Source organism: Pseudomonas sp. Hp2 (assembly GCF_006386585.1).
Lineage (GTDB): Bacteria > Pseudomonadota > Gammaproteobacteria > Xanthomonadales > Xanthomonadaceae > Pseudomonas_S > Pseudomonas_S boreopolis.
The window spans coordinates 555102-571452 of record NZ_VAHJ01000002.1; the positions used below are offsets into that span (position 1 = coordinate 555102).

Genomic DNA, 16351 nt, shown 5'->3' on the forward strand with positions numbered 1-16351 from the left:
CCGCGCCGGGCGCGTACAGGTCCGCTTGAGCTTTCCAGCGCTGCGACACCACGGCAGGCCGCGGGAGCGCTTGTTCGTTTTTTGGTGTTTCAGGACCGGCGGCCGCGTCCAGCAGGCTGGGGCGTCGCACGGGACATGTTCAGCGCGACGGCCCTAAGGCCGCCGGCGATGGCCGGGTAGGCCGGTAAGCCGCTAACATGGCCGCCCCGGGGGCGGTGGCCGCGCACTGTGCCGGATCCATCGGAAGCGGGGCTTCTGGCCCTAGGCAACTTCCAACGAAATCAAACCCTTATCTCGCCCGCCGAGTGTAGCAGAATAAATAGCCGGATGACCGATCCCCATACTCCGAAAGCGTCGGGCGCACGTATCGTGAAGGTCCCGGACGACCGCAGCGGCCAGCGCCTGGACAATTTCCTGCTCGGCCAGCTCAAGGGGGCGCCCCGCAGCCTGGTCTACAAGCTGGTCCGCAGCGGCCAGGTGCGCGTGAACGGGGGCCGGGCCAAGGCCGAGCGCAAGCTGGAAGGCGGCGATGAGGTGCGGCTGCCGCCCGTGCGTCTCACCGAGGAGGGAGAACGGACCCCGCCGCCCGCTGCCTTCCTGGCGCGGATGGAGGCGGCCATCGTGTTCGAGGACGAGCGGCTGCTGGCCCTGAACAAGCCTTCGGGCGTGGCCAGCCACGGCGGCAGCGGGATCAGCCACGGCGCGATCGAGACCCTGCGGGCGCTGCGTCCCAACCAGGGCCTGGAGCTGGTGCACCGGCTGGACCGCGACACCTCGGGCCTGCTGATCGTCGCCAAGAAGCGCTCGGCGCTCACCGAGTTGCAGGCGCTGATGCGGGAAGGCGACGGCGACGACGGCCGCGGCATCGCCAAGCGCTATCTCACCTTGCTGGTCGGCCGCATGCCCGATGGCGTGATGAGCGTGGACGCTCCCCTGCACATCGGCCTGCGCCAGGGCGGCGAACGGCACGTGCAGGTGAACGCGCAGGGCAAGCCGTCGCTGAGCCACTTCCGGGTGCTCGAACGGCGCGGAGGCCATTCCTATTGCGAGGTGCGGATCGAGACCGGCCGTACCCACCAGATCCGCGTCCACGCCCAGCACCTCGGCCACCCGGTCGCCGGCGACGACAAGTACGGCCAGGCCGAGGTCAACAAGCGGCTGCGCGAGCAGATCGGGCTCAAGCGCCTGTTCCTGCACGCCGCCTCGCTGGAGTTCGCGCTGGACGGCGGCCGGACCCCGTACCTGTTGAGCGCGCCGCTGGCCGACGAACTGGCCGAAGCGCTGGACCGGCTGGGCCGCTGACGCCGCCGGAGGGGCGCCAGGGGCGGCGGTTCAGCCGTTGCGCTTGTCGTGGTCGTGGTGCGGGTCGTGGCGTGGCTGCGGGTGCGCCGGGCGTGGTTCCGGCGCGCGACCGGCAGGCGCGTGCGGCGGCGCGAACACGGCCATGCGCTGCGCCTGCGGCGGGCGCGGGAACGACGGGCGCGACGATGGCATCGGCGCCTGCTGTCGCTGCGGATGCGGCTGGCCGAAGGCCATCTCCTGGAGCGGCATGGCGCGCGGGACCTCATGCGGCGGCGCGAACGCAGGCGGCGCCTGCCGGGCCGGCATCGGCGCTTGGGCCGCGTTGCGAACGGCGACGGGAGCACGGGGCATCGGCATGCGCATGGGATCCATGTCGCGGGCATGGGCCGCGGCGGCGGGCAGGCCATGCCGGGGCGCCTGCATGGCGGCGGCCGCCCACGGTGCCGTCGCACGAGGGGCGGGCGCAGGCACCCGGCCCGAAGGATGCAGCGGCGGCGCGAACGCCGCCGGTTGGGCGCGCAGGTCGTGCGGCGCGATGGCCATGGGTGGGATGGCGCCGGCGCGAATCGCAGCCGGTGCAGGCGCCGCCATCGCCACCGGGCGGCCCGGTTGGAGCATCTGCGCATTGAAATGCGGCGTGGACAGGTGCGCGTAGTCCGGCGCCCCCCGGTTCTGCGCGGCCGCGACTTGCGGGGAGGGCTCGCGCGAACCCTGGAACGGCCGCTGCGCCGCCGCCGACGCGGCCATCGGCATGCCTGCGGCCGTTGCGGCTTGGGCTGGCGGCGGTGCCGTCGTGGTCACCCAACTGCGGTTGTCCTGGTGGATGTCGTAGCTGCGCGCATCGATGCGGTTGTCGATGCGGTTGTTGATGATCGTCGTGCGCGGCGCGTACACCCGGTTCTGGTAGACCACGTAGTGCGGCGCGGCGGGCGGCGCGTTCCAGTCCACGCCCCAGTTGTTCCAGCCCCAGCCGTGCCAGGCCGGTTCCGGTTCGATCCAGGCCAGCGGACCGTGATGGTGGTGCTCGAGGGCGCTGCCCACCAGCACGCCGACGCCGAAGGAGACGAGGCCGGTGGCGAGCATGTCGCCGTCGTCGTAGACCCGCGCCGGGCGGTAGCGGTAGTCGCTGTAGACGTCGACCGGCGTGCCGTAGACCACGCCGGGGTCGTAGCGCGGCACATAGACCACGTCCGGCTGCGCGGGCTCGATGACGATGGTCCGGGGCGGCGGCGGGATCTCGCCTTCGTCCTGCGCCGGGGCGACCACGGTGCGCTGCACCACCTGTACCCGCTGCTGCGGCGTGCTGCGCAGGTGGCCGCTGGCCTGGGCGCGCTGGCGCATCACCTGAATCGCGTCAAGCACGTCGTTGGGGTCGTGCGCGTAGGCATCGCCGAGGGCGCGGGTCCAGTCGAGGTTGCCGGCCAGCTGGTCGACCACGTCCGGGAACGCGCTCAGCGCCTTGACGCTGGGATCCCAGGGCTGCGAGGCCGCGTCCTGCAGCCGGTCGGCGGTGCTCAGGTTGCCGTTCTGGTGCAACCAGCCTTGCGCGGCGAGCACTTGGTCCGGATACACCGATGCCGCCAGGGTCTGCGCGACCAGCTTGTCCGGGAACAGCGCGATCGGCGCGACCAGCTTGTACAACTGCTCCGCGGTGGGCGGCACGTACGGCGGTTGCGCGGGAGCGGCCGGGGCGGCGTCGCTGGTGGTCGCGGGCGGCGGGGCGGGCTGCTGGCAGGCGCCCAGCGCAAGCACGCTCAGCGTGGTGGCCACGGCCAGGGCGAGCCGGGCCGGCGACAACGTGCGGGTGTCCATGCTGCACCTCTCTTCGTGCGTTTGGAGGACGCGCGCAGGATGCGCCGGCTTGAATGTCTGCCACCTTTCTCGAAGCCGCGGCGGAGCCGCGCGACGGATCGCGTTCAGGCGTGATTGCGGCTTGGCGGAACGCCGCGTCAGGGCGCCGCGAAGCGGAACAGCACCAGGCTGATCGCCAGCGTGGCCATGCCGGTGACCAGGCCGTACACGGTCTCGTGGCCTTTCGCGTAGCGCTTGGCCGCCGGCAGCAGCTCGTCCAGCGCGAGGAACACCATCACCCCCGCGATCAGGCCGAACACCAGCCCGAAGATCGCTTCGGACAGCACGCCCGACAACGCCACGTAGCCGATCGCCGCGCCGACCGGTTCGGCGAGCCCGGACAACAGGCTGGCGAGGAACGCATAGAACTTGCTGCGCGTGGCGAAGTACACCGGCACGGTGATGGCGATGCCTTCGGGGATGTTGTGGATGGCGATCGCGAACGCCAGCGGCATGCCGACCGCCGGGCTTTCCAGCGTGGCGAAGAAGGTGGCGAGCCCCTCCGGGAAGTTGTGCGCGGTGATCGCCACCGCGGTCAACAGGCCGACCCGCCGGATGTAGGCGCGGTTGTTCTCGCGGAACAGCGGATCCTCGCTGCTCAGGCTCTGGTGCGGGTTGGGCACCAGCCGGTCGATCAGCATGATCAGCAGCACGCCGCCGAGGAAGGCGAGAGTGCCGTAGGTGAAGCCGAGCTTGTCGTTGAAGGCGAGCGAGAACGAGGCGATCGACTTGTTGAGGATCTCCGACAACGAGACATACACCATCGCGCCGCCGGCAAAGGCCAGGCCGAACGCGAGCAGGCGCGGTTCGGGCTTGCGCGAGAACAGCACCATCAGGCTGCCCAGGCCGGTGGCCAGGCCTGCGGCCAGCGTCACCAGCAGGGCGGTGACCACGTTCGCGGAAGTGATGTCGGGCATGCGCCAGGTTCCGTCTTGGGCTTGGGTCCCGCATGCCGTCGCGGAACCCGGTTCGTATCGGGCGGAAGCCGGCGGCGCCGGCACGACGGGCGCCGCTCGCGGCGCCGGGGACGGGATCGCGGGACAGGCGCGCGGTCAGCCGCGCCGCGCGCGCTCCTCGATCGCGAAGCATTCGCTCGGCTTGGGCTGCGGCGGGTTGAAATCCACCGGCACCTGGATGGTCTGCGAAACCGGCTGGCCGTTTCGGGTGGCCGGATTGAACTTCCATTCTTCCCGCACGCGCTTCTGGGCCGACTCGTCCAGCACCGCCTGGCCGCTGCTCTGCACCAGCTGGACCTGGGTGACGGTGCCTTCGGTGCCGATCGTCACCTTGAGCACGGTCTTGCCGCCGATCCCGGCGCAGGCCAGTTCGGCCGGGTATTCCGGGGGCGGGGTGTGGACCGCGGTCAGCTCGGTCGGCGGCACGACGGGCGCCGCAGGCGTCTGGGACTTGCCGCAGGCGCCCAGCAGGACGGTGGCGGCAACCGGCAGTATCAGGTGGTGCAGGCGCATGGTCATGCTTCCTCGTAAAGGGCGGACGCCTTGGCGGCGCAGATGAAGTCGTTCTCGCTCAGGCCGCCGACGTCGTGGGTCGAGAACCGGGCGACGACCCGGTCGTAGTGCACGCCGAGGTCGGGGTGATGATCCTCGCGATGCGCGATCCAGGCCAGTGCATTGACGAAGGCCATCGTGTGGTAATAGTCGCGGAAGGCGAACGTGCGGGTCAGCGCGTTGCCGTTCTCCGCCAGTTCCCAGCCGGGGACCTGGGGCAGGAGTTCGGCCAGGCGGGCCTGGCCGAGCTTGTATTCGCTGCCCTTGCGGGGCAGGCAGTGCGCTTGCGCGAGCGGGACGAGGTCGGTCATCGGGGGCCTCCACGGTGGCTGACGTGAACGGGTTGCCAAGGGATGTAATGTTCCATCAGCGGTCGTCAAGACAGGGCTAGAATACCCGCATGATCCAGATATCCGACAAGGCACAGGCACACTTCCGCAAGCTGATCGAGCGCGAGGGCGTGGCCGGTATGGGCGTGCGCCTCAGCGCGGTGGACGCCGGCACCCCGCGCGCCGATGCGCGGCTCGAGTTCGCCGAGCCGGCCGACCTGCGCGGCGACGAGTGGGCGGTGGACTGCGACGGCTTCACGCTGTACGTGAGCGCCGACAGCGTGCAATGGCTCGACGGCGCGGAGATCGACTACGTCACCCAGTCCACCGGCAACCAGCAGCTGACCATCAAGGCGCCGAAGATCAAGGGCGAGGCGCCGGCGGAGTCGGCCTCGCTGGTCGAGCGGGTGCGCTGGGTGGTCGAGAACGAGATCAATCCGCAGCTGGCTTCGCATGGTGGCCGGGTGGCGGTGCAGGAAGTGTCCGCGGACGGCGTGGTGCTGCTGCGCTTCGGCGGCGGCTGCCACGGTTGCGGGATGGCCGACGTGACGCTCAAGCAGGGCATCGAGAAGACGCTGATGGGGCGCGTGCCGGGGGTGACCGCCGTGCGCGACGCCACCGACCACAGCACCGGCGATGCCCCGTACATCCCGCGCGACGCGGCCTGATCCCCTGTCGCACCGGTGACGAAAGCCGCCGACCTGATCGACCATCTGCTGGCGCGCAGGCCGGACTGGCCCATTCTCGAGAAACGCAGCGGCATGCCCCATGGCTGGGGCATCTGGATGCGCAGTGGCGTAGCGGCCGCCGCACCGTTCGACGGGCGCGACATCGCCGCGCATGTCGCCACGTTGCCGCGCCGGCCGGGGAGCGGGATCGCTCCCCAGTTGAGCTTCCTGGAGGCGTTCCGGCGGCTGTGGTGGCAGCACTGGGACCCGCGGCCGGCCGACCAGCGCGGACTGCACTGGCTCGGCGTCGCCGGCAGTTTCCTGATCCACGTGCTGTTCCTGGTGCTGTTGCTGTGGGTCGCGGTGGTGCGATGGGCCGCGCGCGAGACCGAGCCCGAGGCGGGGCGCGTACAGCTCTCCATCCTCGGGCGCGGAGCGCCCGACGACGAAGGCGGCGGCGAAGGCGGGCAGGCGACGGCACTGGAGGCCACGCAGAGAACCACCGCGCCGGTACGGCCGCGTTCCCGACCCGCGCCCGCCGCTTCCGGCCAAGCCTCGCCCGCGGCGACGCCACCGACGGCCGCCGTGGCGGAGGCCGAGCCCGCCTCGCCACCTGCGCCGCCGGTACCCGAGCGGGTGCCGCCTTCGGCCGAGCGCCCCGTGCCGCCGGTGGCCGTGCAGCGGCCGGCGCCGATGGTCATCGATCCCGCGCCGGTCATCGCCACCGAGACGCCGGTCGCGACGACCGATTTCGTGGTGCCGCCGCCATCGGTCCCCCTGCGCGAGGCCCGGCTCGCCCAGCCCGAGTTGCCGCAGGTCCGCGAACGCCAGGTCGAGACGGTCGAGCGGCCGCAGGCGATGCAGGTCAGGCCGCGCGAGGTGCAGCCGCCCACGGTGCCGTCGTTGCCGGTGCCGACGGTGCGCGAGCGCGAGGTGGCGACGGTCGACCGGCCGGCGATCGCATTGCCGCAACCGGCATTGCACCCGCCGGCGCCGGCGCTGGAAACGCCCGAGGTCGCGGTCCGGCAGCGGGAACTGCCGGACGTCCCCGTGCCTTCGCCGGCCCCTGCGCCTGCGGCCGAGCCGGCCCGCCAGGCGCCGGCGGAAACCGTCCGCGCCACGGACACGAGCCCGGCGGCGACCGCACCGGCTCCCGCCGCATCGGCTCCGGCAAGCGCACCGGCCGAGTCGCGCCCGGTCGCGGCGGGCAGCACGCCTGCCGCCCGTGCTCCCGGCGCCAGCCCTGGCCGACAGGCCGGAGCAGGGCCCAGGCCCGCCGATCGCAGCGGCGGCTGGGCGGCGCCCAAGGCGGCCGACGACTGGGGCCTGGGCGAACGCAACCAGGCCGGCCGGCAGGACGGAGGGGCGAGCCAGGGCGACGGCCTGTACAACCGCGACGGCAGCCTGCGCGTGCCCGAGCAAGGGCAGGCCGACGGCGGACGCGGCGCGCCCGGCAGCGAAACCGATCATTGGAGCCGCGAACGCATTGCCGAGTCGGGCACGTGGCTGAAGCGGCCGCCGTACGACTACACCCCGACCTCGTTCGACAAGTACTGGGTGCCCAACGAGTCGCTGCTCGAGGAATGGGTGCGCAAGGGCATCAAGAAGATCGAGATCGCGATCCCGGGCACGTCCACGAAGATCAGCTGCGTGGTGTCGATGCTGCAGTTCGGGGGCGGTTGCGGGCTGACCAATCCCAACATGAACGAACAGCCGGCCAGCGCCCGGCCGCCGCCGGATGTGCCGTTCAAGAAGGAGCTGCAGGAAGACAACGGCAGCGTGCGCTGAAGATCGGACGGGTGCGCCCGCGAAGGCTTCCCGCGCGCTCCCGCGCGACCGGCCGCACCTCCATGTGCGGCCATTCGGTGGGAAAAGCCCGGGCGTTACTTGATGCCCTGCAGGTCGCGCAATTGCGTGGTGCGCGAGCCGAAGTACGCGGCCAGGTCGGCGATGTCCTGGTCGCTGAGGTTGGCGGCCTGCGGGCTCATCAACGCATGCTGGCGGTCGCCGCTGCGATAGGCCTGCAACGCATGGGCGATGTAGTCGCCGTACTGGCCGCCGAGCTTGGGATAGGTCGGGTCGATCGGGACGTTGCCGTCGGCGCCGTGGCAATCGATGCAGCTCTGGCCGGTCGCCTTGCCCTTGGCATGGGCCAGCTTGTCGCCGGCCTCGATGCGGCCTGCGGGCAGGCCGGCGGACGAACTCGAGCCGTGCTCGCCGCTGGCATGGCCGGGATCGCCGGCGGACTTGCTGGTCGATTCGACCTGGGACTGGGAGCAGGCGGCCATGAGGGCCGAGGCGAGCAGGACGGTGACGAGACGCAGGGCATGCTGGCTTTTCGACATGGCGTGCTTGCCTTACTTGAGGGTGGACAGGAACGCGGCGATGTCGGCGATGTCCTGGTCGGAGAAACTCTGCGCCTGGGCCTGCATGGTCGGGTGCTTGCGCTTGCCCTCCCGGTACTCGACCAGCGCCTGGCTGAGGTATTGCGGGGATTGGCCGCCGATCTTGGGGATGCGGAAGCTGGGATAGGCGTTCTTGTAGCCGGTGATCCCGTGGCAACCCTGGCAGGTGTAGACCAGGACGCGGCCATTGGCCGGGTTCCCGGTCGGCGATGCCGGCTTGGCGGCGGGAGCGGAGGCGGTCGGTGCGGCATCCTGGCTGGCCAGGGCGCCCCCCAAGGGCAGGAAAACGACCAGAGCGAGACAAGCGGCGAGCGGCTGCGGGCGCATTGATTTCGGGTCCGGGTACGGGTTTTGGTGGCTCCGGCGTGGGGGGACGCGGGGCCGGGACCGAGTATAGCCCGCGATATCAGGTATCTGAAAAGGGGGTGAATAGGGACTTGGGCCGGCACCATGACCTTTGGCGCATGGTGTCTGGGTGGATCAGTGATTTACTTTCCTATAACACCTCCTCACGCATCCACGGGACCAGACGATGTCGCTACCGACCCTGCTGCGCGGCCGCACCGGAACCTGCGCCGCCGCACTGTTGATCACCACCTGCCTGTTGCTGCCGGCCTGCAAGTCCGGCGAGGCATCCAACGCCCAGGCCGCGGACAAGAAGGAGGAGAAGGCGGCCGACGCGGTGCCGGTCGAGGTCGCCAAGGCTTCCCGCCGCGCCGTGGCGGCCAGCTATACCGGTACCGCCTCGCTGGAGCCGCGCGCCGAATCGCAGGTGGTCGCCAAGACTTCCGGCGTGGCCCTGGCGGTGCTGGTGGAGGAAGGCCAGAAGGTCGTGGCGGGCCAGCCGCTGGTGCGGCTCGATCCCGACCGGCCCAGGCTGGCGGTCGCGCAGAGCGAGGCGCAGATGCGCAAGCTCGAGAACAGCTACCTGCGCGCCACGCAGCTGGTGGGCCAGCAGCTGGTCAGCGCCGCCGACGTCGACCAGCTCAAGTTCGATCTGGAGAACGCGCGCGCGCAGTACCGGCTGGCGACGCTGGAACTGTCCTACACCACGGTGGTGGCGCCGATCTCCGGCGTGGTCGCTTCGCGCTCGATCAAGACCGGCAACTTCGTGCAGATCAACACGCCGATCTTCCGCATCGTCGACGACTCGCAGCTGGAGGCCACGCTCAACGTGCCCGAGCGCGAACTGGCCACGCTCAAGGCCGGCCAGCCGGTGACGATGCTGGCCGACGCGCTGCCCGGGCGCAGCTTCGTGGGGCGCGTGGACCGGGTTGCGCCGGTGGTGGATTCCACCAGCGGCACGTTCCGCGTGGTCTGCGCGTTCGACGAGGGCGCGCAGGACCTGCAACCGGGCATGTTCGGCCGCCTGCGCATCGACTACGACCAGCGCGCCGACGCGCTGGTGGTGCCGCGGGTGGCGTTGCTCGACGACGGCGATCCGGCGGTGTTCCGGGTGCGCGACGGCAAGGTGGCGCGCGTGCCGGTCAAGCTGGGCTATGCCGAAGGGCCGTGGGTGGAAGTGCGCGAAGGCTTGAAGGAGGGCGACCAGGTGGTCACCGCCGGCAAGGTGGCGCTGCGCGACGGCACGGCGGTGCAGGTGATCGGCCAGTCGCAGGCGTCGGCCAGGGACGTGGCCAAGGCCGGGCCGCAGCAGGGCGACCGTTCATGACCAGCGCCGGATCCGATCACGGCCGCGATCCGGCCACGCACGCCGCACCCGGCGCGATGGGCGGCGGCTTGGTGGAATTTTCCACCCGCCGCCGCGTCACCATCGCGATGATCACCGTCACGATGCTGCTGTTCGGCGCGATCGCGCTGCAGGGGCTGAAGGTCAACCTGCTGCCGGACCTGAGCTATCCGACGCTCACCGTGCGCACCGAATACACCGGTGCCGCGCCGGCGGAGATCGAGACCTTGATCACCGAGCCGGTCGAGGAAGCGGTCGGCGTGGTCAAGAACCTGCGCAAGCTCAAGTCGGTCTCCCGTACCGGGCAGAGCGACGTGGTGCTGGAGTTCGCCTGGGGCACCAACATGGACCAGGCCAGCCTGGAGGTGCGCGACAAGATGGAGGCGCTGACGCTGCCGCTGGAAGCCAAGGCGCCGGTGCTGCTGCGCTTCAACCCGAGCACCGAGCCGATCATGCGCCTGGTGCTGTCGCCCAAGGATGCGCCGCGCGACGATGGCGACGCGATCCGCCAGCTGACCACCTTGCGCCGCTATGCCGACGAGGACCTGAAGAAGAAGCTCGAGCCGGTTGCCGGCGTGGCCGCGGTCAAGGTCGGCGGCGGCCTCGAGGACGAGATCCAGGTGGACATCGACCAGCAGAAGCTGGCCCAGCTCAACCTGCCGATCGACAACGTCATCACCCGGCTCAAGGAAGAGAACGTCAACCTCTCCGGCGGCAGGCTGGAAGAGGGCTCGCAGCGCTACCTGGTGCGCACCGTCAACCAGTTCGTCGACCTCGACGAGATCCGCAACATGCTGGTGACGACCACCACCAGCAGCGGCAACGGCGCCGAGGCGGCGTTGCAGCAGATGTACGCGATCGCGGCGGCCACGGGTTCTCAGGCGGCGATCGCGGCGGCCGCCGAGGCGCAGAGCGCGTCGTCCTCGTCGACCGCGTCCATCGCCGGTGGCCTGCCGGTGCGCCTGAAGGACGTGGCCGAGGTGCGCCAGGGCTTCAAGGAGCGCGAGGCGATCATCCGCCTGGGCGGCAAGGAAGCGGTCGAGCTGGCGATCTACAAGGAAGGCGACGCCAACACCGTGTCCACGGCGGCGGCGCTGCGCAAGCGGCTGGAGCAGATCAGGAACACCATACCCGGCGACGTGGAGATCACCACGATCGAGGACCAGTCGCACTTCATCGAGGCGGCGATCACCTCGGTCAAGCACGACGCGGTGATCGGCGGCATGCTGGCGATCCTGATCATCTTCCTGTTCCTGCGCGACGGCTGGAGCACGTTCGTGATCAGCCTGTCGCTGCCGGTGTCGATCGTCACCACGTTCTTCTTCATGGGCCAGTTCGGGCTGAGCCTCAACGTGATGTCGCTGGGCGGCCTGGCATTGGCCACCGGCCTGGTGGTGGACGACTCGATCGTGGTGCTGGAAAGCATCGCCAAGGCGCGCGAGCGCGGGCTGGGCGTGCTGGAGGCGGCGATCGCCGGTACCCGCGAGGTCGGCATGGCGGTGGTCGCCTCGACCCTGACCACGATCGCGGTGTTCCTGCCGCTGGTGTTCGTTGAGGGCATCGCCGGCCAGCTGTTCCGCGACCAGGCGCTGACGGTGGCGATCGCCATCGCGATCTCGCTGGTGGTGTCGATGACGCTGATCCCGATGCTGAGTTCGCTGAAGGGACGCCCGCCGCTGGCGTTCCCGGAGGAACCGCCGCATCCGCAATGGCAACCGCGGCAGGGCTGGCTCAAGCCGGTCGCGGCCGGTCGCCGCGGGCTCGGCGCGCTGTTCCGCTACGGCTTCTTCGCCGCGGCCTGGCTGGTGGTGAGGCTGTGGCGCGGAGTGGTGCGCGTGGTCGCCCCGGTGATGCGCAAGGCCAGCGACCTGGCGATGGCGCCCTACGACCGGGCCGAGCGCGGCTACCTGCGCCTGCTGCCGGCGGCACTGCGCCGTCCGTGGCTGGTGTTGGGCGCGGCGACGGCGGCGTTCGTGGCCACGCTGCTGGCGGTGCCGATGCTGGGCGCCGACCTGATCCCGCAACTGGCGCAGGACCGTTTCGAGATGACGGTGAAGCTGCCGGCCGGGACGCCGCTGGCGCAGACCGACGGGCTGGTGCGCGAGCTGCAGCTGGCGCACGGCAAGGACGCCGGCATCGCGTCGCTGTACGGCGTGTCCGGCAGCGGCACGCGCCTGGACGCCAACCCGACCGAAAGCGGCGAGAACATCGGCAAGCTGACCGTCGTGATGGCCAACGGCGGCAGCGCCAAGGTGGAAGCGGCCGAGACCGAGAAGCTGCGCGCGACGATGGCCCGCCATCCCGGCGTGCAGGTCGATTTCGCGCGGCCGGCGTTGTTCTCGTTCTCCACGCCGCTGGAAGTGGAACTGCGCGGCAACGACCTGGTCGAGCTGGAGCATGCCGGGCAGAAACTGGCGGCGATGCTGCGCGCCAACCCGCACTACGCCGACGTGAAGTCGACCGTGGAGGAGGGCTTTCCCGAGATCCAGATCCGCTTCGACCAGGAGCGCGCCGGCGCGCTCGGCCTGACCACGCGCCAGATCGCCGACGTGATCGTCAAGAAGGTGCGCGGCGACGTGGCGACCCGCTACAGCTTCCGCGACCGCAAGATCGACGTGCTGGTGCGCGCGCAGCAGAGCGACCGTGCCAGCGTCGAGGACATCCGCCGCCTGATCGTCAATCCGGGCAGCAGCCGGCCGGTGCGGCTGTCGTCGGTGGCCGAGGTCGTCGCCACCACCGGCCCGAGCGAGATCCATCGCGCCGACCAGACACGCGTGGCGATCGTCTCGGCCAACCTGCGCGACATCGACCTGGGCGGCGCGATGCGCGAGGTCGAGCAGATGGTCAAGGACGATCCGCTCGCCGCCGGCATCGGCATGCACATCGGCGGGCAGGGCGAGGAGCTGGCCGATTCGGTCAAGGCGCTGCTGTTCGCGTTCGGGCTCGCGGTGTTCCTGGTCTACCTGGTGATGGCTTCGCAGTTCGAGTCGCTGCTGCATCCGTTAGTGATCCTGTTCACCATCCCGCTCGCGCTGGTCGGCGCGGTGCTGGCGCTGCTGCTGACCGGCAAGCCGATCTCGGTGGTGGTGTTCATCGGCCTGATCCTGCTGGTCGGCCTGGTGACCAAGAACGCGATCATCCTGATCGACAAGGTCAACCAGCTGCGCGAGCAGGGCGTGGCCAAGCACGAGGCGCTGATCGAGGGCGCGCGCTCGCGCCTGCGCCCGATCATCATGACCACGCTGTGCACGCTGTTCGGCTTCGCGCCGTTGGCGCTGGCGATGGGCGAGGGCGCCGAGGTGCGTTCGCCGATGGCGATCACGGTGATCGGCGGCCTGCTGGTCTCCACGCTGTTGACCCTGCTGGTGATCCCGGTGGTCTACGACCTGCTCGACCGCCGCGCCGACAGCTACTACCTGGAGCGCGGCCGCCGCATGCAGCGCAAGGCGCAGCAGGCCGCGGACGGCGACGGCACCGCCCTGGAGTCGGCATGAGCGTCGCCGCCTTCAGCATCCGCCGGCCGGTCACCACGATCATGTGCTTCGTGTCGCTGGTCGTGGTCGGCCTGATCGCCTCGTTCCGCCTGCCGCTGGAGGCGCTGCCGGACATCTCCGCGCCGTTCCTGTTCGTGCAGCTGCCGTACACCGGTTCGACCCCGGAGGAGACCGAACGCAACCTCGTCCGACCGACCGAGGAGGCGCTGGCGACGATGACCGGGATCAAGCGGATGCGCTCCACCGCGACGTCCGACGGCGCCAACATCTTCATCGAGTTCTCCGACTGGGACCGCGACATCGCCATCGCCGCCTCGGACGCGCGCGAGCGCATCGACGCGATCCGCGACGACCTGCCCGAGGACCTGCAGCGCTACTACGTCTACAAGTGGTCCAGCAGCGACGAGCCGATCCTGAAGGTGCGCCTGGCCAGCCAGACCGACCTGACCGGCGCGTACGACATGCTGGACCGCGAGTTCAAGCGCCGCATCGAGCGCATTCCCGGCGAGGCGCGGGTGCAGATCTCCGGCGCGCCGCCGAACGAGGTCGAGATCGCGATCGCGCCGGACCGGCTGACCGCCCATGGCATCAGCCTCAACGAGTTGAGCGAGCGCCTGGGCAAGCTCAACTTCTCGGTATCGGCCGGGCAGATCGACGACAACGGCCAGCGCATCCGCGTGCAGCCGGTCGGCGAGCTGCGCGACCTGCAGGAGCTGCGCGACCTGGTGATCAACAACACCGGCCTGCGCCTGGGCGACATCGCCGAGATCCGGCTCAAGCCGACCCGCATGAACTACGGGCGCCGCCTCGACGGCAATCCGGCGATCGGACTGGACATCTACAAGGAGCGCAGCGCCAATCTCGTGGAGGTGTCGAGCACGGTGCTGAAGGAAGTGGAGGCGATCCGCAGCCAGCCGGCCCTGCGCGACGTGCAGGTCAAGGTGATCGACAACCAGGGCCAGGCGGTGACGTCCTCGTTGGTCGAGCTGGCCGAGGCCGGCGCGGTCGGCCTGCTGCTGTCGGTGACGGTGCTGTTCTTCTTCCTGCGGCACTGGCCGTCCACGCTGATGGTCACCCTCGCGATCCCGATCTGCTTCACGATCACGCTCGGCTTCATGTACTTCGCCGGGGTGACGCTCAACATCCTGACGATGATGGGCCTGCTGCTGGCGGTCGGCATGCTGGTCGACAACGCCGTGGTGGTGGTGGAGAGCATCTACCAGGAGCGCGAGCGCATGCCCGGCCAGCCGATGCTGGCCTCGCTGGTGGGCACCCGCAACGTGGCCATCGCGCTGAGCGCCGGCACGCTGTGCCACTGCATCGTGTTCGTGCCCAACCTGTTCGGCGAGACCAACAACATCAGCATCTTCATGGCCCAGATCGCGATCACGATCTCGGTGTCGCTGCTGGCCTCCTGGCTGGTGGCGGTCAGCCTGATCCCGATGCTGTCGGCGCGGATGCAGACCCCGGCGCTGGTGCAGTCGCACACGGGCGTGATCGCGCGCCTGCAGCGCGGTTACGCCGGGTTGCTGCGCTGGACGCTGGAACACCGCGGCTGGAGCGTGTTCGGCATCCTGGTGGTGACCGCGGTCAGCCTGGTGCCGATGAAGCTGACCAAGATCGACATGTTCGGCGGCGAAGGCGGCAACGAAGCCTTCATCGGCTACCAGTGGAAGGGCTCGTACACGCGCGAGCAGATGGGCGACGAAGTGGCGCGGGTCGAGAAGTTCCTCGACGACAACCGCGGCCGCTTCCACATCACCCAGGTCTACTCGTGGTTCAGCGAGGACGAGGGCAGCAGCACCGTGGTCACGTTCGACCCGGACAAGGTCAAGGCCGTGGCGCCGGTGCTGGAGCAGATCCGCAAGGAAATGCCGCGCTCGGCCCGCACCGACTACAGCATCGGCAACCAGGGCGGCAACAACGGCAGCAACAACCAGGGCGTGCAGGTGCAGTTGGTGGGCGATTCCACCCAGCAGTTGCAGGCGATCGGCGAGGAGGTGTTGCCGCTGCTGGCGCGGCGCAAGGAACTGCGCGACGTGCGCATCGATACCGGCGACCGCACCAGCGAGCTGGCGATCCGCGTCGATCGCGAGCGCGCGGCGGCGTTCGGCTTCAGCGCCGACGAGGTCGCCAAGTTCGTCGGCCTGGCGCTGCGCGGTTCGCCGCTGCGCGAGTTCCGCCGCGGCGACAACGAAGTGCCGGTCTGGGTACGCTTCGCCGGCGCGGAGAAGACCCGGCCCGAGGACCTCGCCAGCTTCACCGTGCGCACCAAGGATGGCCGCAACGTGCCGCTGCTGAGCCTGGTGGACGTGCGGCAGCATCCGTCGGCGACTCAGATCGGGCGCACCAACCGCCAGACCACGCTGACGATCAAGGCCAACCTGGGCGAGAAGGTCACCGTGCCGGAGGGGCGCAAGGCGATGGAAGCGGTGCTGAAGGGCATGAGCTTCCCGGCGGGCTACAGCTACACCTTCGACGGCGGCGACTACCAGGACGACGGCGAAGCGATGCAGCAGATGCTGTTCAACCTGGTGATCGCACTGGTGATGATCTACGTGGTGATGGCGGCGGTGTTCGAATCGCTGCTGTTCCCCGCGGCGATCATGAGCGGCGTGGTGTTCTCGATCTTCGGCGTGTTCTGGCTGTTCTGGGCCACCGGCACGGCGTTCGGGATCATGTCCTTCATCGGCATCCTGGTGCTGATGGGCGTGGTGGTGAACAACGGCATCGTCATGATCGAGCACATCAACAACCTGCGCCGGCGCGGCATGGGGCGTACCGATGCGCTGGTGGAAGGTTCCAAGGAGCGCCTGCGCCCGATCATGATGACCATGGGCACGGCGATCCTGGCGATGGTCCCGATCTCGCTGTCCACGACCACGATGGCCGATGGTCCGCCGTACTTCCCGATGGCGCGCGCGATCGCCGGCGGCCTGGCGTTCTCGACCGCGGTCAGCCTGCTGTTCCTGCCGACGATCTACGCGATCCTCGACGACCTGAGCAACGGTGCGGCGAGGCTGGTGCGGCGCGCGCGCGGCGTGCCGCCGATGCCCGCGGCGGTGGAAGGGTAGTGGGAGTAGCCTTCTCCCTGGGGGAGAAGG

General features: G+C 70.0%; 12 protein-coding genes. 6 read left to right on the forward strand and 6 right to left on the reverse strand.

The window, feature by feature from the left end; genetic code table 11:
• The first annotated feature begins 327 nt into the window (after window positions 1–327).
• Window positions 328–1302 carry an RluA family pseudouridine synthase gene (locus FD678_RS07610; RefSeq protein ID WP_140720842.1) on the forward strand — a complete coding sequence of 325 codons (975 nt, stop codon included), beginning with the start codon at window positions 328–330 and terminating at the stop codon, window positions 1300–1302.
• A gap of 30 nt (window positions 1303–1332) precedes the next feature.
• Here the strand turns inward: FD678_RS07610 and FD678_RS07615 are convergent, their stop codons facing one another.
• The 4 genes from FD678_RS07615 to FD678_RS07630 form a co-directional block, all read right to left on the reverse strand.
• Complete coding sequence (locus FD678_RS07615) at window positions 1333–3114, reverse strand: DUF3300 domain-containing protein (RefSeq protein WP_140720847.1); 1782 nt, start codon at window positions 3112–3114, stop codon at window positions 1333–1335.
• Between the two features lie 137 nt (window positions 3115–3251).
• The gene (zupT, locus tag FD678_RS07620) at window positions 3252–4070 is read right to left on the reverse strand and encodes a zinc transporter ZupT (RefSeq protein ID WP_140720850.1); all 819 of its coding nucleotides are present in this window, start codon (window positions 4068–4070) and stop codon (window positions 3252–3254) included.
• A gap of 135 nt (window positions 4071–4205) precedes the next feature.
• Window positions 4206–4622, reverse strand: a complete 417-nt coding sequence (locus tag FD678_RS07625; RefSeq protein WP_218569564.1) for an energy transducer TonB — start codon at window positions 4620–4622, stop codon at window positions 4206–4208.
• A 2-nt stretch (window positions 4623–4624) separates the two neighbouring features.
• Window positions 4625–4972: a 4a-hydroxytetrahydrobiopterin dehydratase gene (locus FD678_RS07630; RefSeq protein WP_140720856.1), complete on the reverse strand. Its 348-nt coding sequence runs from the start codon at window positions 4970–4972 to the stop codon at window positions 4625–4627.
• A gap of 89 nt (window positions 4973–5061) precedes the next feature.
• Between FD678_RS07630 and FD678_RS07635 the strand changes: the two genes are divergently transcribed.
• Both FD678_RS07635 and FD678_RS07640 read left to right on the forward strand, forming a co-directional pair.
• A complete protein-coding gene (locus FD678_RS07635; protein WP_140720859.1) occupies window positions 5062–5658 on the forward strand; it encodes an NfuA family Fe-S biogenesis protein in 597 nt (198 codons plus the stop codon).
• 15 nt (window positions 5659–5673) lie between these two features.
• Window positions 5674–7446 carry a transmembrane repetitive protein gene (locus tag FD678_RS07640; protein WP_140720862.1) on the forward strand — a complete coding sequence of 591 codons (1773 nt, stop codon included), beginning with the start codon at window positions 5674–5676 and terminating at the stop codon, window positions 7444–7446.
• Between the two features lie 95 nt (window positions 7447–7541).
• On the opposite strand, the gene FD678_RS07645 is transcribed toward FD678_RS07640, so the two are convergent.
• Entirely contained in the window at window positions 7542–8003 is a 462-nt protein-coding gene (locus FD678_RS07645; protein WP_140720866.1) for a c-type cytochrome, read from the reverse strand.
• Between the two features lie 12 nt (window positions 8004–8015).
• Window positions 8016–8339 (reverse strand): c-type cytochrome, encoded by a 324-nt coding sequence (locus FD678_RS07650; protein WP_218569565.1) that lies wholly within the window; start codon window positions 8337–8339, stop codon window positions 8016–8018.
• Window positions 8340–8595: 256 nt separating this feature from the next.
• On the opposite strand from FD678_RS07650, the gene FD678_RS07655 reads away from it, so the two are divergent.
• The 3 genes from FD678_RS07655 to FD678_RS07665 are packed head-to-tail and all read left to right on the forward strand — an operon-like array spanning window position 8596 to window position 16321.
• Window positions 8596–9735: an efflux RND transporter periplasmic adaptor subunit gene (locus FD678_RS07655; RefSeq protein WP_177497621.1), complete on the forward strand. Its 1140-nt coding sequence runs from the start codon at window positions 8596–8598 to the stop codon at window positions 9733–9735.
• Window positions 9732–13247 (forward strand): efflux RND transporter permease subunit, encoded by a 3516-nt coding sequence (locus FD678_RS07660; RefSeq protein ID WP_140720872.1) that lies wholly within the window; start codon window positions 9732–9734, stop codon window positions 13245–13247. The genes FD678_RS07655 and FD678_RS07660 overlap by 4 nt, the downstream gene beginning before the upstream one ends.
• Complete coding sequence (locus tag FD678_RS07665) at window positions 13244–16321, forward strand: efflux RND transporter permease subunit (RefSeq protein WP_140720875.1); 3078 nt, start codon at window positions 13244–13246, stop codon at window positions 16319–16321. The genes FD678_RS07660 and FD678_RS07665 overlap by 4 nt, the downstream gene beginning before the upstream one ends.
• The last annotated feature ends 30 nt before the right edge of the window (window positions 16322–16351 follow it).